The organism is Aurantimicrobium sp. INA4 (genome assembly GCF_027924525.1).
GTDB lineage: Bacteria > Actinomycetota > Actinomycetes > Actinomycetales > Microbacteriaceae > Aurantimicrobium.
Genome location: NZ_AP027040.1, coordinates 1,377,048 through 1,398,906, shown reverse-complemented (window position 1 = coordinate 1,398,906; position 21,859 = coordinate 1,377,048). Strand labels below are relative to the sequence as shown.

Annotated in this window: 24 protein-coding genes and 1 tRNA gene; 14 read left to right on the top strand and 11 right to left on the bottom strand. The window is 54.2% G+C overall.

What is annotated here, in order from left to right:
* Window positions 1-126: 126 nt before the first annotated feature.
* Genes AINA4_RS06890 through AINA4_RS06875 form a run of 4 tightly spaced genes read left to right on the top strand, consistent with a single transcriptional unit; the run spans window position 127 to window position 2,473 of the window.
* Window positions 127-576 (top strand): MaoC family dehydratase N-terminal domain-containing protein, encoded by a 450-nt coding sequence (locus AINA4_RS06890; protein ID WP_281786695.1) that lies wholly within the window; start codon window positions 127-129, stop codon window positions 574-576.
* Between the two features lie 2 nt (window positions 577-578).
* On the top strand, window positions 579-998 hold the full coding sequence (locus AINA4_RS06885; RefSeq protein ID WP_281786694.1) for a MaoC family dehydratase: 420 nt from the start codon (window positions 579-581) through the stop codon (window positions 996-998).
* Between the two features lie 3 nt (window positions 999-1,001).
* Window positions 1,002-2,117, top strand: a complete 1,116-nt coding sequence (locus AINA4_RS06880; protein ID WP_281786693.1) for a UDP-N-acetylmuramate dehydrogenase — start codon at window positions 1,002-1,004, stop codon at window positions 2,115-2,117.
* A 2-nt stretch (window positions 2,118-2,119) separates the two neighbouring features.
* On the top strand, window positions 2,120-2,473 hold the full coding sequence (locus AINA4_RS06875) for a DUF1801 domain-containing protein (RefSeq protein ID WP_281786692.1): 354 nt from the start codon (window positions 2,120-2,122) through the stop codon (window positions 2,471-2,473).
* A gap of 3 nt (window positions 2,474-2,476) precedes the next feature.
* On the opposite strand, the gene AINA4_RS06870 is transcribed toward AINA4_RS06875, so the two are convergent.
* Entirely contained in the window at window positions 2,477-3,682 is a 1,206-nt protein-coding gene (locus AINA4_RS06870) for a pyridoxal phosphate-dependent aminotransferase (RefSeq protein WP_281640705.1), read from the bottom strand.
* A 146-nt stretch (window positions 3,683-3,828) separates the two neighbouring features.
* Between AINA4_RS06870 and AINA4_RS06865 the strand changes: the two genes are divergently transcribed.
* The 6 genes from AINA4_RS06865 to hisC all read left to right on the top strand — a co-directional run bounded on the left by AINA4_RS06865 (window position 3,829) and on the right by hisC (window position 7,454).
* A tRNA-Trp gene (locus tag AINA4_RS06865) sits at window positions 3,829-3,901 on the top strand.
* Between the two features lie 19 nt (window positions 3,902-3,920).
* Window positions 3,921-4,211 carry a preprotein translocase subunit SecE gene (gene secE / locus AINA4_RS06860; RefSeq protein WP_096380000.1) on the top strand — a complete coding sequence of 97 codons (291 nt, stop codon included), beginning with the start codon at window positions 3,921-3,923 and terminating at the stop codon, window positions 4,209-4,211.
* A gap of 37 nt (window positions 4,212-4,248) precedes the next feature.
* On the top strand, window positions 4,249-5,055 hold the full coding sequence (gene nusG, locus AINA4_RS06855) for a transcription termination/antitermination protein NusG (protein ID WP_280798439.1): 807 nt from the start codon (window positions 4,249-4,251) through the stop codon (window positions 5,053-5,055).
* Window positions 5,056-5,168: 113 nt separating this feature from the next.
* Entirely contained in the window at window positions 5,169-5,600 is a 432-nt protein-coding gene (gene rplK / locus AINA4_RS06850; RefSeq protein ID WP_096380005.1) for a 50S ribosomal protein L11, read from the top strand.
* 11 nt (window positions 5,601-5,611) lie between these two features.
* Window positions 5,612-6,301 (top strand): 50S ribosomal protein L1, encoded by a 690-nt coding sequence (gene rplA, locus AINA4_RS06845; protein WP_280798440.1) that lies wholly within the window; start codon window positions 5,612-5,614, stop codon window positions 6,299-6,301.
* Window positions 6,302-6,386: 85 nt separating this feature from the next.
* The gene (gene hisC / locus AINA4_RS06840; protein WP_281786691.1) at window positions 6,387-7,454 is read left to right on the top strand and encodes a histidinol-phosphate transaminase; all 1,068 of its coding nucleotides are present in this window, start codon (window positions 6,387-6,389) and stop codon (window positions 7,452-7,454) included.
* A 3-nt stretch (window positions 7,455-7,457) separates the two neighbouring features.
* On the opposite strand, the gene AINA4_RS06835 is transcribed toward hisC, so the two are convergent.
* Together AINA4_RS06835 and AINA4_RS06830 are read right to left on the bottom strand one after the other, a co-directional pair.
* Window positions 7,458-8,066, bottom strand: coding sequence for a GNAT family protein (locus tag AINA4_RS06835; protein ID WP_281786690.1), 609 nt, complete (start codon window positions 8,064-8,066; stop codon window positions 7,458-7,460).
* 21 nt (window positions 8,067-8,087) lie between these two features.
* Complete coding sequence (locus AINA4_RS06830; RefSeq protein ID WP_281787652.1) at window positions 8,088-8,696, bottom strand: YqaJ viral recombinase family protein; 609 nt, start codon at window positions 8,694-8,696, stop codon at window positions 8,088-8,090.
* Between the two features lie 186 nt (window positions 8,697-8,882).
* On the opposite strand from AINA4_RS06830, the gene AINA4_RS06825 reads away from it, so the two are divergent.
* Together AINA4_RS06825 and AINA4_RS06820 are read left to right on the top strand one after the other, a co-directional pair.
* Window positions 8,883-9,596: a response regulator transcription factor gene (locus tag AINA4_RS06825; protein WP_281787651.1), complete on the top strand. Its 714-nt coding sequence runs from the start codon at window positions 8,883-8,885 to the stop codon at window positions 9,594-9,596.
* A complete protein-coding gene (locus AINA4_RS06820; RefSeq protein WP_281786689.1) occupies window positions 9,596-11,077 on the top strand; it encodes an ATP-binding protein in 1,482 nt (493 codons plus the stop codon). The genes AINA4_RS06825 and AINA4_RS06820 overlap by 1 nt, the downstream gene beginning before the upstream one ends.
* Here the strand turns inward: AINA4_RS06820 and AINA4_RS06815 are convergent.
* Window positions 11,074-12,090: a 1-phosphofructokinase family hexose kinase gene (locus tag AINA4_RS06815; protein ID WP_281786688.1), complete on the bottom strand. Its 1,017-nt coding sequence runs from the start codon at window positions 12,088-12,090 to the stop codon at window positions 11,074-11,076. The genes AINA4_RS06820 and AINA4_RS06815 overlap by 4 nt on opposite strands.
* A gap of 359 nt (window positions 12,091-12,449) precedes the next feature.
* Between AINA4_RS06815 and rplJ the strand changes: the two genes are divergently transcribed.
* Together rplJ and rplL are read left to right on the top strand one after the other, a co-directional pair.
* Complete coding sequence (rplJ, locus tag AINA4_RS06810) at window positions 12,450-12,965, top strand: 50S ribosomal protein L10 (protein WP_096380017.1); 516 nt, start codon at window positions 12,450-12,452, stop codon at window positions 12,963-12,965.
* A 46-nt stretch (window positions 12,966-13,011) separates the two neighbouring features.
* Window positions 13,012-13,404, top strand: coding sequence for a 50S ribosomal protein L7/L12 (gene rplL / locus AINA4_RS06805; RefSeq protein ID WP_096380020.1), 393 nt, complete (start codon window positions 13,012-13,014; stop codon window positions 13,402-13,404).
* A gap of 64 nt (window positions 13,405-13,468) precedes the next feature.
* Here the strand turns inward: rplL and AINA4_RS06800 are convergent, their stop codons facing one another.
* From AINA4_RS06800 to xylA, 7 genes are all read right to left on the bottom strand, one after another.
* Window positions 13,469-14,719 (bottom strand): Nramp family divalent metal transporter, encoded by a 1,251-nt coding sequence (locus tag AINA4_RS06800; protein WP_281786687.1) that lies wholly within the window; start codon window positions 14,717-14,719, stop codon window positions 13,469-13,471.
* A 109-nt stretch (window positions 14,720-14,828) separates the two neighbouring features.
* The gene (locus tag AINA4_RS06795) at window positions 14,829-15,806 is read right to left on the bottom strand and encodes an aldose epimerase family protein (RefSeq protein WP_281786686.1); all 978 of its coding nucleotides are present in this window, start codon (window positions 15,804-15,806) and stop codon (window positions 14,829-14,831) included.
* 73 nt (window positions 15,807-15,879) lie between these two features.
* On the bottom strand, window positions 15,880-17,121 hold the full coding sequence (locus tag AINA4_RS06790; RefSeq protein ID WP_281786685.1) for an ABC transporter permease: 1,242 nt from the start codon (window positions 17,119-17,121) through the stop codon (window positions 15,880-15,882).
* Complete coding sequence (locus tag AINA4_RS06785) at window positions 17,121-17,870, bottom strand: ATP-binding cassette domain-containing protein (protein ID WP_096380028.1); 750 nt, start codon at window positions 17,868-17,870, stop codon at window positions 17,121-17,123. Before AINA4_RS06785 ends, AINA4_RS06790 begins: the two co-directional genes overlap by 1 nt.
* A 136-nt stretch (window positions 17,871-18,006) precedes the next feature.
* A complete protein-coding gene (locus AINA4_RS06780) occupies window positions 18,007-19,053 on the bottom strand; it encodes a substrate-binding domain-containing protein (protein ID WP_281786684.1) in 1,047 nt (348 codons plus the stop codon).
* 177 nt (window positions 19,054-19,230) lie between these two features.
* Entirely contained in the window at window positions 19,231-20,643 is a 1,413-nt protein-coding gene (gene xylB, locus AINA4_RS06775; RefSeq protein ID WP_281786683.1) for a xylulokinase, read from the bottom strand.
* Between the two features lie 3 nt (window positions 20,644-20,646).
* On the bottom strand, window positions 20,647-21,840 hold the full coding sequence (gene xylA, locus AINA4_RS06770; protein WP_281786682.1) for a xylose isomerase: 1,194 nt from the start codon (window positions 21,838-21,840) through the stop codon (window positions 20,647-20,649).
* Between the last annotated feature and the right edge of the window lie 19 nt (window positions 21,841-21,859).

Genomic DNA, 21,859 nt, shown 5'->3' with positions numbered 1-21,859 from the left:
CCAGTGCGACAGCTGCCAGTAAAAACCTTGCAGCAGTAGCTGCCCTAAGAACCCCAGGTCAAAGACGGTCTGGGGTTCTTTCGTTTAACCCCGTCACTTCTCCCAGGCCACGCCTAGAATTGTGGCGTGGCTGTAAATCCTGAACTTCAAGGTCGTGTTTTTCCTCCGACCGTCCCGTATCTCGTTGGACGCGAAAAGATTCGCGAGTTTTCTCGCGCAGTGCTCTCGACCAACCCCATCAACTTTGATGTGGACGCAGCGCAGGCTGCCGGCCACAGCGACCTCGTTGCCCCCACAACATTTCCAGTCGTCGTGCAGGAGGCCACCCTGGCGCAACTCTTAGCCGAGCCGGATGCAGGCATCGACTTCTCCCGCGTCGTGCATGGGGAACAGCGCTTCACCTACACCCGAGCCATTGTTGCCGGAGATGAGCTCACCGCAACCTTGACCGTCTCCAGCGTAAAGAGCTTGGGTGGACACAACATGGTCACCGCTGACTCTGAGATAGTTGACGCGGACGGAAAGCATGTTGTGACTGCTATCTCCACGCTGGTCGTTCGAGGAGGTGAGGACTAATCATGGTTGACTTCTCAACACTGTCTAAAGGCGATGTCATCGCCGAAGAGAACTTCCACCTCACCCGAGACAACTTGGTTCGATACGCCGGGGCCTCTGGCGATTTCAACCCCATTCACTACCGCGACGATGTTGCCGTCTCAGTTGGACTTCCTGGAGTTCTTGCGCACGGCATGCTCACGATGGGACTAGCTGTTCAACCTGTGTCCAACTGGGCGGGTGATCCTGCTCGCATCGTGGACTATCAGGTTCGCTTTACACGCCCTGTCCTTGTTGATGGCCAAACTGGCGCAGATGTCACCGTCTCCGCAGCAGTGGGTGCACTGGAAGAAGACACACAGATTGTACGTATCGATCTGACCGTGAAGTTCAACGACGAGACAGTCCTGGGTAAAGCCCAGGTTCGCGTCAACCTTGCCTAACTGATGAACTCAGTTCCGCTTTCCACACTGACCACCATGCAGGTGGGGGGTCCGGCGCGCGAACTCATTACCGCCACAACGCGGGAGCAACTTATTGAGGCTGCTCTGAATACGTGGGATTCGAATGAGCCCTGGCTCATTCTGGGCGGCGGATCCAACACCATCGTTGCTGACCATGGGTTTGATGGAACCGTTATTCACGTCTGCACGCACGGCATGGAACGGCAGCAAGACATTTCGCGCTCGCCAAACCACAGCACTATTCGCATTGCTGCGGGAGTGAACTGGGATGAACTCGTTGCGTGGAGTATTTCCGAAGGCTTAGCCGGTATAGAAGCACTCTCAGGGATTCCGGGATCTACGGGTGCTGCACCCATCCAGAACATTGGTGCATATGGCCAGGAATTGTCTTCGGTGCTGACCGCGGTGGAATTCCTTGATCGGTATACCCAGGAGATTACGTGGATTCCTGCCTCCGAACTGGCGTTGGGCTACCGTGATTCAGTGTTTAAGCAGGGCAAAGAAGGTGTCATTCTCACGGTGGAGTTGAGTCTGGCTTCCTATGGGAACAACCTGTCTGCACCAATTGCTTTCCCCCAGCTCGCCTCAGCGCTCGGTGTTGAGTTGGGTGCACAGGTAACTCTTGAAGAGGTTCGGCAATCCGTTCTTGCTCTGCGCGCGAGCAAAGGCATGGTTCTCAACCCTGCAGACCCCGACACAGCCAGCGCAGGTTCTTTCTTCATGAACCCCATCGTCACCGAAAACTTTGCTCGCAACTTGCCCGAGGACGCTCCACGTTTTCCCGTGCAGAACACTCAGCAGGACCGCGTGCTTCCACTCGGTGCTGAGGTGCCACCGCTGGCCTCGGTAGAAGCTGGTCCCAACCTAGTCAAGCTTTCTGCCGCATGGCTCATTGAGAATGCTGGCGTGAAGAAGGGATATTCCATCCCTGGCTCCAAGGCAGGCATCTCCACCAAGCACACTCTGGCAATTACTAACCGCGGCGGCGCAACAGCTGCCGAGGTGGTTGGCCTGGCCACCTATGTCCAAGCCATGGTCCAATCACACTTCGGAATTATCTTGCGCCCAGAACCCAACCTCATTGGAGTGGAGATTTAGCCATGGCAAAGTTTGAGAGCGTAGAGGACTACCTCAACAGTTTGGAAGGCCCCAAGCAAGAAACTCTGCGAGCGGTTATGAGGGCCATCGAAACACATTTTCCTGAAGCTGAATTCAAACTCGCATGGAATGTTCCTCAGGTTCAGATCCAAGGCAAATACGTCTTTGGCATGTCCGCGGCAAAGAACCATCTTTCACTGGCGCCCTGGAGTGAAGCAGTCATGGCTGACTTTGCGCCGCGACTAGCTGGCTATGAAACCACCAAAGGCTTGATTCGTATCCCGGTTGATTGGGATGTTGATCAGCAGCTCATCGCCGACATGATTTCGGCTCGAATGACCGAACTGGGAATTTAGTTTCTACTTCGTGCCAAAGAGTTTCTGCAGGCGCTGAACGCCTTCTAGAAGTTGTGCATCTCCAAGGGCATAACTAAAGCGGAGGTATCCGCTGGGACCAAATGCCTCACCAGGAACTGCAGCTACCTCTGCTTGATCAAGGATCAGGTCAGCGAGCTCGAGAGAGTTCGTTGGAGTGACTCCACCCCACTCCTTGTTCAAAAGTCCCGTGACGTCACAGTAAACATAGAACGCGCCCTCAGGCATGGGAACCTCGAAGCCGGGAATCTTGCGGAGTTCTTCAACGATGAGCTTGCGACGGCGATCGAATGCTTCACGCATTTCCTCGACAGGCTCTTGAGGCCCGGTGAGTGCTGCGATAGCTGCACGCTGGGAGATGTTGGAGACGTTGGAGCTCAAGTGTGATTGAAGGTTGGCAGCGGCCTTGATGGCATCGGCGGGGCCAACCATCCAGCCCAGACGCCACCCGGTCATGGCATAAGTCTTGGCAACACCGTTGACCAAGATGGTGCGGTCTTGCAGGGCAGGAACAGCGTCCACGATGGAGACAGCCTTGAGGCCGTCATAAGTCAGGTTTTGGTAAATCTCATCTGCGATAACCCACAGGCCGTGCTTGTCAGCCCACTCACCAATGGCTTTGGTTTGCTCGGGGGAGTAAACAGCACCAGTGGGGTTCGAGGGCGAGACGAAAAGCAACACCTTGGTTTTGTCCGTGCGAGCTGCTTCGAGCTGGTCCACGGTGACAAGGTAGTTCTGGTCGGCGCCAGCGAAAACGTCAACCTGCTTACCACCAGCAAGCTTGATGGCCTCGGGGTAGGTGGTCCAGTACGGGGTAGGAACAAGTACCTCATCACCTGGATCAAGCAGCGTTGCAAAAGCTTGGTACACAGCCTGCTTGCCACCGTTGGTGACGATGACCTGGCTGGGGTCTACAGCCCAACCGCTGTCGCGCTTTGTTTTATCCGCGATGGCTTGCTTGAGTTCGGGTAAACCGGCGGCGGGGGTGTAGCGGTAGTTCTTGGGATCTTTCACCGCAGCCAGTGCCGCATCCACGATGTGAGCAGGTGTGGAGAAGTCTGGTTCACCAGCTGCATAGCTGATAACGGGGCGACCAGCAGCTTGTAAGGCTTTTGCCTTGGCATCTACCTTGAGGGTCGCAGACTCTGCGATGGCGGAAATACGAGAAGAAATACGCTTCAATTCAGGCACGACTACAACTATAGGGCTCCGGGCTCAGCTTTACACAGAGGCACTTTCTGACCTAAGCTGTTGCGAAGTGGTTGAAAAATGCCATGCTTTCGCGCGCCTTCTTTTGGGAAGAAACTACTGAAGTTTTCAGTGGCAGCGTGAAGCAGAGGGCGGTGGCTCAATTGGTAGAGCAGCGGTCTCCAAAACCGCAGGTTGCAGGTTCGAGTCCTGTCCGCCCTGCAAATCGAAAGGAAAACAAATGGCGCAAGACGTAGCCGACGAGCCCGGTGAGGACATCGTCGCACGCGCAAAAAAGGATCGTGCTGCCAAGCGCAATCCTTTCTCGCGCATTGCGCTCTTCCTTCGTCAGGTAATGGGTGAACTCAAGAAAGTCGTCACCCCTACCCGTAAAGAACTCATCAACTATGTGTTGGTAGTTCTCGCCTTCGTCACCATCATGTTGTTGATTGTGTCGGCGATGGACGCAGTATTTGGCTGGACCGTAATTGCCGTATTCGGTGACCTCGGTGCAACAACACCTGCTGGATAACCAGCACCACGATTTACACAAATAAGACAGGAACAACGTGACTGATTCGACGCGCGAAGACGAGCAGCTGCTCGAGGCTGCTCTGGATGCACTAACCGAAACCGATGCTGCTGCAGTGGTTGACGTGGAGGCTGACGAAGTTATTGCCGATGCTCTCGACATCGACACCATCGAAGAAGCAGAAGCAGCCATCGTTGCTTCTGAAGATGAAGAAGAAGTTGCTGAAGACCCCTACGCAGCCTTCGAAGCAGAGCTTCGTACCCTGCCTGGTAAGTGGTACGTCATCCACTCCTACGCTGGCTTTGAGCGCAAGGTCAAGCACAACATTGAGAACCGTCGTACCTCGATGCAGCTCAACGATTTCATCTTCCAGATCGAAGTACCAATGGAAGACGTTGTTGAAATCAAGAACGGTCAGCGCAAGATGGTTACCCGTGTTCGTATCCCCGGGTACGTGCTCGTGCGTATGGACCTCAACGAAGACAGCTGGTCGTGTGTCCGTCACACCCCAGGTGTGACCGGCTTCGTCGGCAACGCTCACAACCCCACTCCTCTGCGTTTCCAGGAAGCATTCAACATGCTCAAGCCCCTGGTTGAGGTCAAGGATGTTCCTACCGCCAAGGCTGTTCAGGCCAAGGGTGGTCAGGCTGTTGCTCGTACCCCCATCGCAGAGATCGACTTCGAAATCGGCGAGACCGTGGTTATCAAGGAAGGTTCCTTCGCAGGTCTTCCTGGTTCGATCAGCGAAATCAAGCCAGAGAGCGGCAAGCTCACTGTTCTGGTTTCCCTGTTCGAACGTGAGACTCCAGTTGAACTGAGCTTCGACCAGGTCACTAAGCAGTAATACAGATTTCCCCGAGCTCAGTCTCAGGGATTACCGCGAATCAGGTTTACCTGATTTCACGGGAGAGTTCATCGGAACCCCGATGAGTTCGAATTCAAAAAAAGGAAAAAGAAATGGCACCGAAAAAGAAGGTCACAGGTCTGATTAAGCTTCAGATCCAGGCCGGCGCCGCGAATCCAGCTCCTCCTGTTGGTCCCGCTCTGGGTCAGCACGGTGTGAACATCATGGATTTCTGCAAGGCATACAACGCAGCAACCGAATCACAGCGCGGAAACATCATCCCCGTTGAGATCACCGTTTACGAAGACCGTTCATTCGACTTCATCCTCAAGACTCCTCCTGCAGCTGAAATGATCAAGAAGGCTGCTGGCGTTGCTAAGGGTTCTGGTACTCCTCACACTGTGAAGGTTGCCAAGCTCACCCAGGCACAGGTTCAGACCATTGCAGAAGCAAAGATGGCTGACCTCAACGCAAACGACATTGAAGCTGCAAAGCTCATCATTGCCGGAACCGCTCGTTCCATGGGCATCACGGTAGAGGGCTAAGGGGATAGATCATGGCTAAGAAGTCAAAGGCATATCTTGCTGCTGCCGCAAAGGTAGAAGAAGGCAAGCTGTACACCGCAACCGAAGCAGTCGCACTTGCTAAGGAAACCGGTTCCGCAAAATTCAACAGCACCGTTGAGGTAGCCCTCAAGCTCGGTGTTGACCCTCGTAAGGCAGACCAGATGGTTCGTGGAACCGTCATGCTCCCTCACGGCACCGGTAAGACTGCACGCGTTATCGTGTTCGCAACCGGTCCTGCTGCTGAAGCTGCTGTTGCAGCTGGTGCAGACGAGGTTGGCGGAGACGAGCTCATCGAGAAGGTAGCCGCTGGTTACACCGATTTCGATGCAGCTGTTTCTACCCCTGAACTCATGGGTAAGGTTGGTCGTCTCGGTAAGGTACTCGGTCCTCGTAACCTGATGCCAAACCCCAAGACTGGAACCGTAACCCCAGATGTAGCTAAGGCTGTTAGCGACATCAAGGGCGGAAAGATCGAATTCAAGGTAGACAAGCACTCCAACGTTCACTTCATCGTTGGTAAGGCTTCGTTCACCGCAGAGCAGCTTAGCGAAAACATCAACGCAGCTCTCGAAGAAGTTGTTCGCCTCAAGCCTTCATCGGCAAAGGGTCGCTACATCCAGAAGGGCGCTGTCTCGACCACCTTCGGTCCTGGCATCCCACTTGATGTTGCAAGCATCTAAGTTCAACTGAACTTTGAGAAGCCCCGTCGCGAAAGCGACGGGGCTTCTTGTTTTTCTCTCTAGTTCTGCCCGGTATCGTTGAAGAGTGATTAAGCAGCCTGCGCACATTGAGAACATCCCTGCCTACAAACCAGGGAAGTCCACTGTGGATGGCTGGGATGGTCCGGTGTACAAGCTCTCCTCGAATGAGAACCCGTATCCACCGCTTCCCTCCGTTATTCAGGCCATCACGAATGCAGCATCAACAATGCACCGCTATCCCAATATGGCTGCACCCGAACTCACAGCAGCTTTGGCAAAGCGTTTGAATGTCAAGGACTCAGAAATCGCCTTTGGCACTGGATCAGTTGAGGTTGCTGGACAGCTCATTCGTGCTTTCGCCGGTCATGGCGATGAAGTCATATATGCGTGGCGTTCTTTCGAGGCTTATCCCATCTTGGTTCGTGGGGCTGGTGCAACGCCAGTTGAAGTTCCCCTCACAGCCGATCATCGTCATGATCTTCCTGCCATGCTTGCGGCGATTACTCCCGCAACCAAAGTCATCTTCATTTGCACGCCGAATAACCCCACGGGCACAGCTGTCGGCCATGACGAGTTGCGGGAATTCCTTTCCCAGGTTCCTTCACACATCCTCGTGGTGATTGATGAGGCCTATGTTCACTTTCAAAACGATCCCAAAGCAGCACGGGGAATTGAGCTTTACCGAGAGTTTGAGAATGTAGCTGTCCTGCACACCTTCTCGAAGGCATACGGTCTTGCTGCTTTGCGTTTGGGATATACCGTTGCTCGCCCTGACGTGATGGAGGGCCTAGCTAAGGTCGCACTGCCTTTTGGAGTAACCGATATTGCTCAAGCAGCAGGTGTTGCTTCATTAGCTGCTGAGCCTGAACTTCAAGAACGCATCGATGTTTTGCTGCAGGAACGAGACAAACTCGAAGCCTACCTCGCAACGACCGTATGGGATGTTCCCTTGTCTCAAGCTAACTTTGTCTGGCTTGCCGCAGGTGAGGAGACAGACTCTCTACAAGCGCATCTGATGAGCCGAGGAATTATCGGGCGGGCATTCAGTGGCACAGGTATTCGTATATCTATCGGATCTCCTGAGGCCAACCTTGCCCTGATAGATGCGTTGGATAGCTATAGCCGGAGCTAGTCTCTAGGCCTCTTCTGCCTGCTCAAAGTCATCAAGACGAGCAATAAGACCATCGTGTACGGCAGGCCACTCGTCCTTCGTGATGGAATACACGGCAGTGTTGCGCAGGGTGCCATTGGGCATCACCATGTCGTTGCGAAGCATGCCGTCGAGCTTGGCGCCAAGCTTTTCAATTGCAGCGCGGGACTGAGCATTCTTTTCATGCGTGCGCAGTTCGACTGCGTTGCACCCCAAAACATCAAAGGCGTAGCTCAGCATCAGAAGTTTTGCCTCGGGGTTGAGGGCTGTTCCTTGGAAGCTACTCGCCATCCAAGTGGAGCCAATCTCAACCTTTAAGTTCTCCAGTTTCATGTTCATGAATGTGGTCATGCCGACGGCCTTGCCTGAGGAAACATCAATCGTGGCAAAAGGCATCATGCTTCCTGCGCTATAGAGGCCCAGCCGGCGTTCTATCTCTGCTTTCATTCCCTCGGGGCTGGGAACTACGGTGTACCAAAGCTCGTAGAGATTGCCATCTTTGCATGCAGCTTTGAGCTCATCAATACGCTCATTGCTCAGGGGCTCTAAGCGAACGTAGTCGCCCTCAAGAACTGGAATCTCGGGAAGTGACATGTGTTTCCTTAGGAAGAGAATTTAGTTTGTGAGGCGGTGGAGCTCACCAATAAGTCCATTGGCAAGGTAGACAAGTTCTCGAATTGCACGCTCGTCGCGCTCAATCCAGATGTGTTTGGGAGTATCTGAAACGGGAACAAAGTTCTCATGCTGTTCCCAGACGAACAACGTTCTTTCTGCTCCGAGAACATATTGCTGCCAATAGACCTGACGAAGATATCCGGCAGGGACACCCTCGAAGGGCTTTTGACTAGTCTTTATCTCGGCAAGTACGAGGGTTTCTTCAATGACACCTATGCCATCTGGCGTAGCCAGATGTCTCGGTTCGGGCTCTGCATGAAACAGGGCAGAGCTGGGGTTGATGGAAAAGTTTTCTTTCACCCAGGCAGCGATAACCGGTTCTCGAGCTTTTCCGTGATCCGTGAAAACATTGCCAGTAAAGGTGGATCCGCGAAGCTTTTCCAATGCTGCGGTGGGAATGGCGTTAACACTATTGAGCTTGGCGACATCGGTGGCGGTAATTCCGCGTGCTCGGGCGCGAAGCCACGCTGCTTCATCCGTTCCGTCGGTGACGAGACGATCAAGATAGGCAATATGAGGGAATTCTGCCTGCGGTTTCGTCTCAGGCATACCTGCCACGTTCACTGGTGAATTCACGTTTCCTATTCTGGTGGCGGTCACCGACATTCGGGCAGGCGCTCGCCGGGTTGCTGACTATCTCTACATTTATTCATAGCCTTCTTAGGTGATTCATAGGATTCTCATAGAAAACTTGGCCATACTCGAGGTGTGAACGAATCAACAGCTGCAGCCCCCATGCGCCTCACCCGAGCCGATGGCTCCCCCATTCGAGTCCTCGTCGTCGATGATGAAGCATCCCTGACTGATCTGTTACAGATGGCTCTTCGATATGAAGGTTGGGAAATCAAGACTGCCGCCGATGGCTCCTCCGCCATCGCCACGGCGCGTGATTTCCGACCAGATGCCGTCGTGCTCGACATCATGTTGCCGGACATTGATGGACTCCAGGTGTTGCAGCGCATGCGTGCTGACGGCAACGATGTTCCGGTGTTGTTCCTCACCGCTAAAGATTCACTCGATGACCGCATTGCTGGGTTGACTGCCGGTGGTGACGATTACGTTACTAAACCCTTCAGCTTGGAAGAAGTTGTGGCCAGGCTTCGAGGATTGATTCGCCGTTCAACCTTGACCATTGACGCAAATGAAAGCCCCATTCTCACTGTCGGCGATTTAGAACTTGATGAGGATAGCCATGAAGTGCGTCGTGCTGGGCGCCCCATCGAACTCACCGCTACCGAGTTCGAACTGCTGCGTTATCTCATGCGCAACCCACGCCGCGTCGTGAGCAAGACACAAATCCTTGACCGCGTGTGGGATTACGACTTTGGCGGCAAGAGTTCCGTCGTCGAGATATACATCTCCTACCTGCGCAAGAAGATTGATGCAGAGGGCTCTCCTATGTTGCATACCGTGCGTGGTGCCGGCTACATGATTAAGCCTGCTGACTAATGTCTTCAACAGGTCGCACTCCCTGGACTTTGCGTCGTCGCCTCACGGTTACGATGGCGGGGTTACTAGTTGTTGCTGCAGCACTCATTGGTGTGGTCAGCGTGGTGTCATTGCGCGCGTTTCTTGTCGACCGATTAGACCAACAAATAACCAATGCCGTTGTTCGTTCAACAGCAGCAGTATCTAACGGAATGGAAAACGGCAGACCTGGTCACCATGACGATGGTGATGATGATCACGATGACCGACCCAATGATGCACTCCTTGCCCCTGGTCAAGCGGCCGGAACACTCGTAGCCATAGTTGATCCCTCGGGACAGGTCACTGCCGGTGTCCTCAACAACCGCGGTGCGGTTGTTGCTGTGAACTTAGAAGACACCGCCGCCTTGGCTGCTGTTGACTCCCACGGTGCTCCAGAAACTATTCATGTGAAGGGAGCCGGTGAGTATCGTGCTGTAGCTGTAGAAGCACAAGACGGTTCATCACTCGTCATCGCGCTACCTATGGTGGAAGTAAACGCTGCCACCACCCAATTGCTCATCGTGATTTTGATTGTCACGGGGCTCGGTGTTGCTGCCGCAATTGTGGTTGGCCGAATTCTTATCCGGTATGAGCTTCGTCCACTTGATCGCGTGGCAGACACGGCAACACGTGTGTCCGAATTGCCTCTGGATAAGGGTGATGTGGACTTAGGTGAGCGCCTGAACGAAGAAGACACAGATCCGCGCACTGAAGTTGGTCGAGTGGGCTCAGCCTTCAACAACATGCTGGTTCACATTGGTCGGGCACTGACTGCTCGCCAGGCAAGTGAGGAGAAGGTGCGACGCTTTGTGGCTGATGCAAGTCACGAACTGAGAACACCCCTAGCCTCCATCAGGGGATATGCCGAACTAACCAGGCGCAGTGGTGCAACTTTGCCAGAAGACGTCAGTCATTCCCTCAACCGTATTGAATCCGAAGCAACTCGCATGACTGGTTTGGTTGAGGATTTGCTGTTGCTGGCTCGACTCGATGAGGGTCGTGAACTAGAGCACCAACAGGTTGATCTTTCCCGCATCGTGGTCGATTCCGTCAGTGATGCGCACGCTGCAGGACCAGACCACACGTGGGACATTGACATTCCTGAGGTACCTGTTGAGGTGTTGGGTGACCAGGCTCGACTGCACCAAGTTGTTGTCAACCTCCTGGCTAACGCACGTGTGCATACTCCCGCAGGTTCAACGGTTCGAGTTGTTCTTGAAGAAACCGAGGACAGCGTCAACTTGAGAGTAATTGATAACGGCCCAGGTATTCCTGCAGACCAAATGCCTGCCCTGTTTGAACGCTTTTCGCGCGGAGACGCTTCACGCACCCGTGCGACAGGAAGCACTGGCCTCGGTCTTGCCATAGTGAATGCCGTGGTTCATGCCCACAACGGAACTGTTTCTGTCAGAAGTGAACCTGGAAATACCCAGTTCACTGTGACCTTACCGAAGGCCTAGTAGCGAACGGTAGCCTTCTCGAGCAGAGTGTAGTTGGGGTCTACTTCACGCAACACAGCTTTCGGAGCATCTCCGAAGGAACTTATCAATGTGGTGGGAAGAGACACAGCCAAGGCTCCCCAGGAGCAGCCTGTTGTGAGGGCTGCTTCAGGACTGAGCTTGGGTAGCGTGCCATGTTCGTGTCCCTCAGCGGAAGCTTCGGGGCTTACTACCTGACTCAGGAACCCGGCCAAGAATGCATCGCCAGCACCAGTGGTGTTGATGACCTCAGGTGCAACAGCGCTTGCCCAGACTGCCTCATCGGCGGTAATGGCAATCGCCCCGTCGGGGCCGAGGCTCACGAGTGCAATCTCGAGTCCGGTCTCAATGAGTTCTCGACCAGCATCGATGACTTCACCGAGAGTGTGAAGCTCGTGCCCTACCAGTGAAGCAAGTTCATCTGCGTTGGGCTTGATGAGGTTTACTTCGCCACTGCGTCCCCAGTGCTTGAGTTCTGGACCAGAGGTGTCCAAGCCAACACGAGCACCAAGATCACGTGCACGAGCAAAAAGCTCACTGAGGTCAATGGGCAAACCTGTGTCAATCATCTTCGGGTGCATACCGGAGACCACAAGCCAGTCCGCGTTCATGTCGGAAACCTGCTCGAGGGTGGTCTCGACAACGTTGTGCCAGTCTTCCTGAGTGAAAGGGATAGCTTGCTGGTTGATGTTGGTAGTGCGGCCACCACGTTCAACAACAGTGGTGTTCACGCGCACACGTCCTTGGACGGGCATGATGCGCAGAATCTGTGGGAAAGGGGTGGAGAACAAAAGGTATTGGTCCTGCATACCAATCGGTAGCACGGCCGAGACGGGGTGCTTTGCCAAGTGCAGGGTGCGGGCAACATTCAGGCCCTTACCGCTCATGTATTCGTGGACTTCATAGGCACGGTTCACTTTGCCGACGGTGAGATCCTCGGCAAGGTAAGTGCGGTCCAGCACGGGAGCGGGGGTTAGGGTAACAACTGCGTTCACGAGGCCTCTAATCTTCGTGACATGCTTCAGCTCACATCTTGTTACGGTCTCTTGCGAGGTAACTGTGTCAGCGTCAGCGCTAATAAGGGAGGGAAGTCTCTAGTCTACCGATTTGCGGGAGAGGGCAACTCTCACATAACCTAGAGATAACCAAAGACCGCTGGTTATTGGTGTGTTCATGAAAATGAACATCCATCTAAAGTTCGTTTCGACGAAAACCCGCGCAGGCTAACTGTTAGTGATATTCACGTTCGCGTGTTTTCTTTCGCTCCAGCCCTGCGCTGGAGCTTTTTTATTTTTCAGCGGCCTGCGGAAAATCACCCCACACAAGTGGGGTGTGTGAAACCACAAGGAGCGCCATGGCGAACAAGGAAGCAATGCTCGCCGAACTCGAGAAGAATTTCTCTGGTTCGAATGCAGTTCTGCTCACCGAGTACCGCGGCCTCACTGTTGCACAGCTCAAGGAGCTGCGCAGATCAATCAGTGAGCACGCGACTTACGCCGTGGTAAAGAACACGCTGACCAAGCTTGCTGCCGCTAAGGCTGGCATCACTGGTCTCGATGACCAGCTTGCTGGCCCATCGGCTATTGCATTCGTACACGGTGACGCTGTCGCTGTTGCGAAGGCTCTGCGTGCCTTTGCCAAGGCAAACCCTCAGCTCATTTTGAAGGGCGGCTACTTCGACGGTAAGCCTCTCGACGCTGCTGAGGTTGGAAAGCTCGCCGATCTCGAGTCCCGCGAAGTACTTCTGGCAAAGTTTGCCGGTGCTGCGAAGGCCTCTCTCTTCGGTGCCGCATACCTGTTCACCGCACCACTGTCCAAGGCTGTTCGTACAGTCGACGCACTGCGTGCAAAGCAAGAGTCCGGCAACTAGTCCTTACTAGTTCACGGTTTAAACGAAATATAACAAGGAGAAAATCATGGCAAAGCTCTCAACTGAGCAGCTCATCGAGGCTTTCAAGGAGCTCTCACTCATCGAGCTCAGCGAGTTCGTTAAGGCATTCGAGGAGACCTTCGAGGTCACCGCTGCAGCTCCCGTAGCTGTTGCTGCTGCTGGCGCACCTGCTGCTGGTGGCGGCGCTGCTGAAGCTGCTGAAGAGAAGGACTCTTTCGACGTCGTTCTCGAAGCTGCTGGCGCTAACAAGATCGCTGTTATCAAGGAGGTTCGTACCCTTACTAACCTCGGTCTTGGTGAAGCAAAGGCTCTCGTTGATGGTGCACCTGCAACCATCCTCGAAGGTGCAAACAAGGAGACCGCTGACAAGGCTAACGCTGCCCTCACCGAGGCTGGCGCAACCGTCGTTCTCAAGTAGTCTTTCTCACTACACGCTTCAAGGGCGTCAATCCTCAGGGATCGGCGCCCTTGTGCTTTAACCTCTAGCTCGTGAACGTGATCCAGAGCAGAACCAGGTTCAAAGCAATAACAAAACCTGCGGCCGTGATAGCGAGCACGGTGGTTGCTTTGCGGTTGGAATCCTCTCCCACAATCTTTTTATCGTTGGTCAATATCAACAGAGGTATCAGGGCAAAAGGAATACCAAAGGAGAGAACAACTTGGCTCATAATTAATGCCCACGTGGGGTCTATACCTAGCCCCAAGATAATGAAGGCAGGGATGAGCGTGATGAGTCTGCGCCACACCAGGGGCACATTCAGTTTGGTGAGACCACTCATGATGTCTGCGCCGGCATAGGCGCCCACGGAGGTTGACGCTAATCCCGAGGCCAACAAGCCAACAGCAAACAAGATAGCGATGACGGGTCCAAGCTGAGTTCCCAAAGCGTTGTAGACACCCTCAAGGCTGTCCGTTCCTTCCACACCCTGCAGGCTTACTGCTGCAGTCAACAAGATGGCCAGGTTGACACTTCCGGCGATGACCAGGGCGATGGTCACATCCACCCGCGTTGCTTTGAGAATTGTTCCACGCTGAACACCAGCTTGCACTAAACCAAAACGGTCACGGGTCAGTGCAGAGTGTGCATAAATGGCGTGAGGCATGATGGTGGCGCCCAAGATAGATGCCGCCAGCAGCACCGAGTCTGGGCCGTCAAAGCGTGGGAACAGGCCTCCCAGCACTGAAGAAGGATCCGGCGGAGCCACAACCAATCCCATGCCAAAGCCCACAGCGATGAGCAGTAGCAGACCGATGATCATCCGTTCAAAGACCTCTGAGCCGGACCTATCACGCATGGAGAGCATCAACATTGATAGCAGACCCATGATGAGGGCGCCGGCCAACAGTGGCATTCCGAAGAGCAGATTCAGTGCAATTGCTCCACCAATAACTTCGGCCAGATCGGTGGCCATGGCCACTATTTCTGCTTGAACCCAAAACCCACGACGTAGCCATTTATTGCGGATGCGTTCACCCAAAATCTGGGTGAGAGATTTACCCGTTGCAATCCCCAGCTTGGCGGAAAGATATTGCACCAGCCAGGCAATGAGATTGCCAACAACGACAACCCAAACCAGGAGATAACCAAACTGTGCTCCAGCGGTCATGTTGCTGGCCACGTTGCCGGGATCGAGATAGGCCACTCCAGCAACTAGTGCCGGGCCAAGGAGCGGAACAACCCTCAGCGCACGCGCTCGACGAGTCGTCGGAGGTGTGGCGGGTGGGGTCGACATCGCTACTCAATTTCGCTGGGATGGACGTATTTCGTCTTCCCCTTCAGACTACAAGCACTACGTTTGCCTGTTGTGGGGTTACCCAGACCAGAAATGTGCTTCGACGTGCTTAATCTGTGCTGAACTCGTGGCGTGTGACGTGCACGTATGTTTCTTCAGGCTGAAGAACTATTGAAGAGAATCCGGGCAGTAACGGATTGTCAATGATGCGTTGAGGCTCTAAACACAGCCCACCTGAAGGGGTGAGGATGTGCACAGCATCGAGTTCTTCGTCTGGAAGATATGCCCCTGAATAAACCTGCATTGCGGGCTCGGAGGTGTAGAGAGTTAAGGTCCTGCCAGTTCCGCTGTGGTGAAGCTGTGCAGCAGAATTTGTGAGGTGGTTAGTGCTTGCCAAGATGAACGTGTCATCCCAGCTCTGTTCTGAAAGTGAAAGTTGCTGAGGCGGGGCCAGAAGTTTTCCCGTTGGCAGTTGAACATTATCTGTTTCCAGCTGCCCAGCATGATCCACAAACAATTCGTGGTCATCAATTGTTTGGCCAGGAATTCCTGACAGGTTCCAATAGGCATGCGTAGTGAGATTAACTGGGGTTGAAGCGGTTGTGTGGGCAGTGAGGGTCGAGGTCAACACCCCTTGAGCGCTGAGGTCATAACGAGACGTTACGGTGAGCTCACCAGGGTAGCCTTCTTCGCCTGCAGGACTGAGATAGTGAAACTCTGCTGAGACATCATCACCATTGTCGAAAGTAACGAGCTCCCATTCCACACGGTCGAAGCTGCGTTCTGGTCCGCCGTGAAGGTGATTACCACGCTCATTAGGCTCGACATCGAAAGAGAGCCCACCGCCCTCAAAGTGGCTATGCGGAATGCGCCCGGCAACACGACCGACCGTGCAGCCCAGATACAACCCAGCTCGCTGGGCATAGTCCTCGGGGGTGGGTAATCCCACGACAACATTGCCGAGGTTGCCATCTCTATCTGGAACCCACAGCTCAACTAGTCGTGCTCCAAAGGTGGAAACCACCATTGATACTCCTGAGGTGGTGCTCAGTCGTGTGAATCCGGAAGGTTCGTGTGTGATGCTCATGAGCTTCTTTTCTGAAGACAGTAGTGCCCCCACTTGCTTTCGCTTAGCGGGGGCACTACTACTCCATTGAGTGTTAGACGCGAACCCCGCCGCCGGAGCGCTTGCGAGAGAGAGCGTCAATGGTTGCAGCAGCAATCAGAACTGCACCGGTAACCAGGAAGTTCACACCTGCAGGCAAACCGATGAGGCCCAGGCCGTTGTCGATGATGGCGATAACCAAAGCACCGATAGCGGCGTGAATCAAACGGCCACGGCCACCGAAGAGGCTGACACCACCGACGACGGCTGCAGCCACACCGCTCAGTACGATAGATCGACCTGCGGTCGATTCGATAGCACCAATACGGCTTGCAGCCAGGATTCCGGAGACAACAGCAAGTGTTGAACAGATGATGAACGCGGTGATGCGGATCTTGGCAACCTTGATACCTGCACGACGTGCTGCTTCAGGGTTTCCACCAACGGCGTAAAGGTGACGCCCAAAAGTGGTGCGGTCGAGCACGAAGGTTCCGACAAAGAGGATTCCGATCACGATCGGAATAACGATGGGCACACCTTCGATGGGGACAACCGAAACGCTGCGGTTGACGCTCATGGCACCCACGGCGATACCACCCAGGACGGCGATGGTTGCTACGCGAAGCAGCATCAAAGAGATGGGGCGGTTAGCGACGCCAGCCTTTGCGCGACGTGCGCGGTCATAGAAGCCCAGTCCCAAAGAAACAGCAACCATAATCGCGAGCATGAGCCAGCCTGCCCATACAGGCATGTTGCCGTTCATGATGGCTTTGAGCTCAGGGACGTCGAGGCGGTAAAGACCACCGTCACCGAGCATCACCAGCATGAGACCCTGGAAACCCAGGAACAGACCCAGGGTCACGACGAAGGAGGGAACACCAATCTTCGCGACGAAGATACCGATAATCCAACCAACAAGTGAGCCGACGAGAAGGGCTGCCAGGATCGAAACAATCCAGTTGACGCCCCACATCAGGTTGAGGACCGCAAATAGAGCCATACCAACACCGGCGGTCACACCAGCTGAAAGGTCAATTTCCGCAAGCAGCAGAACGAAAACCAGAGCAGCTGCTAGGACCGTGAGCTGTGCTGCCTGAACAAACAGGTTGGCAAAGTTCAAGGTGGTGAGGAAGTAGGGGCTCAGCGAAGCAAATAGCACAACCAGTGCAAACAGTGCAATGACAGCAGGAAGTGCTCCCATTTCACCGTTCTTCAGGCGCTGAACGTAGGCGGTGATTTGATCGCGGACACTACCTTCGTGGCCACTTCCAATTGCTGTGGGTTCAAGCGAAGCCATTACGCCACCTCTTCCATGCTCTTAGTGCCGGTGATGTATCCCACAACATCGGCTTGGGTAGTTTCTGAGGTCTTCAGGGATGCAACCATGCGACCTAGGTATAGGACGTTGATGGAGTCGCACACCTGGAAGACGTCTGCCAGGTTGTGGCTAATGATGATCACACCTATACCGTTGTCCGCGAGACGACGAACGAGGTTGAGAACTTGTTCGGTCTGGGCCACACCCAATGCGGCTGTTGGCTCGTCAAGAATAACGAGCTTGGCGTTACGCAAAACAGAACGGGCGATTGCTACGGTCTGGCGCTGACCACCAGAGAGGGAGGAAACCTTCTGACGAACTGATTTCACGGTTCGTACCGAGAGGCTCTGCAGAGCCTTGGTTGCTTGGAACTCCATTGAACCTTCGTCGAGGGTTCCTTGGCTTAGTTCTTCACGGCCAAGGAACATGTTCTGGACGATGTCGAGGTTGTCGCACAAGGCGAGGTCCTGGTACACGACCTCGATACCGAGCGCACCGCTCTGGCGGGGAGAGGTGAGGTGGACTTCTTCACCGGCGAACTTGACGATTCCTTCGTCATAGGGCTGTACTCCGGAGAGTCCCTTGATCAATGTCGACTTACCTGCACCGTTGTCTCCTACGAGAGCGGTGACCTGACCTGCGTATGCCTTGAGGTCGATTCCTTTAAGAACGTCGACGGGGCCGAAGCTTTTCTTTACTCCGGAGAGTTCGATTAGTGGCACATCCATGCCCATCTCCTTTGATGTGTCATCCAGCGTCAGTGCCGGGGTGGTGTCATAAACATGACGTGAAGTTTGGGGTCTAACAAGATAAAGACTTTGCGCCGGCCGGGAAGACCGGCGCAAAGTCTTATCTATAGGGGTATTACTTTACGCCGTACTTCTCACATGCTGCCTTGAGCTCTGCGGTGCAGAGGTCCTTAGCAGATGCGTCACCAGCGGATACAACGTCGATGACCTGTTCAGGACCGACCTTGATGGGGGTAACTGCGATGAAAGGAGTTCCATCAGCGAGCTTCTTGTCTACAGAAGGAGTCTTGCCACCGAGGATCTGGATAGCCAGGTCGGAAGCTGCAGCTGCTTCTACAGAGAATGGCTTGTAGACCGTGCAGGTCTGCTTGCCGAGAAGAACGTTCTGAAGACCAGCTACAGATGCGTCCTGACCCGAAACAGGAACAGTCTTACCGTTCTTGTCAAGGATGGTGATAACTGCAGCTGCGTTGGTGTCGTTTGCTACCCAAACAGCGTCAACGTTACCGCCGAGAGAGGTGTAAGCCTGCTCGAATGCGGTTCCAGCCTTGGTTCCATCCCAGGTACCGGGGGTTTCAGCAGCAGGCTTGATGCCAGCCTTTGACATGACAGCAACAGCACCGTCGTAGAACATCTTTGCGTTACCGTCAGCAGGGTCTCCACCAACGTAAACAACTGATGCAGCAGCTGGGTCCTTGCCAGCAGCGGTCAGACCGTCAACGATGCACTCACCCTGGATGCCACCAACAGTCTCGTTGTCGAACGAAACGTAGTAGTCAGCACCAGCAAGTGGGCGGTCGTAAGCGATAACTGGAACACCAGCAGCCTTTGCCTTTTCAGCTACCTGGATAGCAGCACCCTGGTGGTCGGTGAGGATCATTACACCACAGCCCTTAGAGAGCATCTGGTCAGCAATGGTTGCGTACTTAGCGGTGTCACCCTGAGCGTTCTGGATGTCAGTTTCGTAACCAGCGTCAGCCAGTGCCTTTTCGAGAGCAGGCTTGTCGCCAGCTTCCCAACGAGGCGAAGACTCGGTGTCGGGGAGGATTACACAAGCACGAGTGCTTGCAGCTGCATCGTTAGATGCACCGGCACAACCCGAGAGGGCAAGTGCGGACACAGCTGCTAGAGCTGCGATTGAGATCAATGAAGACTTCTTCATTTCTCTCCCTTCAATTTTCTCTTGGTTTCTCGAAGTTAACTTCGAGTCGGGCTCGACGGTGAGCCCTGCCTATATGTTGCCCTATCCAACAAATAAATAACAACCTGATTTGGTTACAAACTGGTAACAAAACAGGGAAAGTACTTATTTTGTTGTTTAAAACACTAAATAGGAGGTTTAACGTTTTACAGCAAAATTAGCTGCTCTGCGGTAGGTGTCGATGACGTCAACCCTTCGTCCGCGCGAAAGAGTGGCTAAAGTGCTTTTCTCCCATGTCGGTGCGGTTCCCAGGAGCAATTCGGCAGCCTGTCGTGCGGCACCCGTAGCGACATATTCTCCTGGCTGCGGGACAACAATTGGAACACCAAAAACCTCTGCGGCGATCTCCTGCACAGCAGGATTAGCTGCTGCGCCACCAACCAGAAAAATCCGGGTGCATTCAACACCTGCTTCGACAAGCGCATCTAGACCTGCATTCAAACCACACAGCATTCCCTCGATTGCGGCTCGGGCAATGTTCTGACGGGAATTGTTTGCCAAGGTCAGACCAACAATTTCAGCTGTGGCATGAGGCAGGTTAGGAGTACGTTCACCTTCAAAGTAAGGAACCAGAACAATTCCGCCAGCGCCCGCTTCTGCTTCTAGGGCGAGGGAACCTAGTTCTTCGTGGGAGACAGAGAGAAGACCTGCAAAGGAGTCAATGACCCGTGCGGCATTGAGCGTGCAAACCAATGGCAAAAACGTGCCAGAAGCACTGGCAAAGCCAGCGATGGTTCCTGAGGTGTCTTGGGTTGAAGATCGCGAGACGGAGAACACTGTTCCGCTTGTCCCGAGTGAAACAACGACATCACCTTCGGTTGCACCTATGCCAAACGCAGCTGCAGCATTATCTCCAGCACCGCAGGCAATCGTGGCCCCACTGGATGTTTCTCCCGCAGGTTCACCGGGAAACACAATTCGGGGAAGGATGGGGATGTGACCAAGGGCAAAGGTCAGCACATCCTCGAGATACTCATTGGTCGCTGGATTGAAATACCCGGTGCCACTGGCGTCTGAACGGTCGGTGGCTAACGCTTCAAGGACGGGGCCCTTTTCACTTTCCCCGGCGGGCCCGAAACCTGCAAGTCTCCATGTCAACCAGTCGTGCGGCAACGCCACGGCAGCAACTCGAGCTGCTTTTTCTGGCTCATTTTTGCGAAGCCACAACAGTTTGGTTGAGGTGAACGATGCAACAGGAACAGATCCTGTTCGTGCTGCAAGGTTCTCGGCGCCGAAGTGGGCGATGAGCTCATCTGCTTCCTGGGCACTTCGCGTGTCGTTCCACAACAAAGCATCCCTGATGACTCGGCCCTCTTCATCAAGGACAACCATGCCGTGTTGCTGGCCACCAATAGATATCGCGTCAACATCGTCAATGCCGCCAGCATCCCCTATTGCCGTCTGGAGTGCTTCCCACCAGCAGGAGGGATTAACCTCGGTACCATTCGGGTGGCTTGCTCGACCCTGCCGGACTAACTCTCCGGTTTGGGCGTCAAGAATGACGACTTTGCAACTCTGAGTTGATGAATCAACTCCAGCTACTAAAGCCATGGGTTATCGAGCACCCATAAGGTGTTCAATAGCTAACTGGTTGAGCTTGACGAAACCGAAGCCGCGTCCGTTGAAGTAGGAATCAGCATCGAAGTTTTCGTAAGAAGCGGTGTCCGCTAAGAGATCCTGGTAAGTCTCACCAGGAGCAAGTGTGGTGGTGTGAATTTCAGCCACACGTGAAGCTTCTAATGCAGCCTTGACTTCTGGGTCTGCACGGAAAGCGGCAGCGCGTTCCTTGAGCAAAAGATACATGCGCATATTTGCAGCTGCTGAGTCCCAGACACCTGTGAAGTCCTCGGTGCGGCTGGGCTTGTAGTCAAAGTGACGGGGACCGTCATAGGCACGTCCACCGTTGGGGCCACCGAATTCGAGCAGGTCAACCAAAGAGAAAGCATTAAGAATGTCTCCATGACCAAAGACGAGGTCCTGGTCAAACTTGACACCCTTCTGGCCGTTGAGATCGATGTGGTACAGCTTGCCGTGTTCAATGGCTTGGGCAATACCCGCAGTGAAGTTCAGCCCCGCCATTTGTTCGTGGCCAACTTCAGGGTTGAGGCCGACGAGGTCAGGGTGCTCGAGCGTGTTAATGAAAGCCATAGCGTGACCGACGGTAGGCAGAAGAATGTCTCCACGTGGCTCGTTGGGCTTGGGCTCAATCGCAAAGCGAATGTCATAGCCCTTGTCTTTGACATAGGAGGTCATCAGGTTGACGCCCTCGCGGTAACGCTGGAGTGCGCCCTGAATGTCTTTGGCGCTGTCGTACTCGCCCCCTTCGCGACCACCCCACATGACGAAGGTCTTAGCGCCCATTTCGGCAGCAAGGTCGAGGTTACGCAGTGCCTTACGCAGAGCAAAGCGGCGCACACCCCGGTCATTGCTGGTGAAACCACCATCTTTGAAAACGGGGTGGCTAAAGAGGTTGGTGGTGATCATCGGAATGATCAGGCCTGTGTCAGCTAGGGCTTGCTTGAGGCGATCAATCTGCTTTTGTCGCTCCGCGTCATTGCTGCCAAAAGGGAAGAGGTCGTCGTCGTGGAACGTGAGGCCGTAAGCCCCGAGTTCGGCGAGCTTCTCAACTGCTTCAACAACATCCAGGTGTTCACGTGTTGGTCCACCGAACTGATCTTGAGCTGCCCAGCCAATGGTCCAGAGGCCGAATGAGAATTTGTCTTCGCGTGTGGGGGTGAGTGACGACATTGTCGATTTGTCCTTTGGG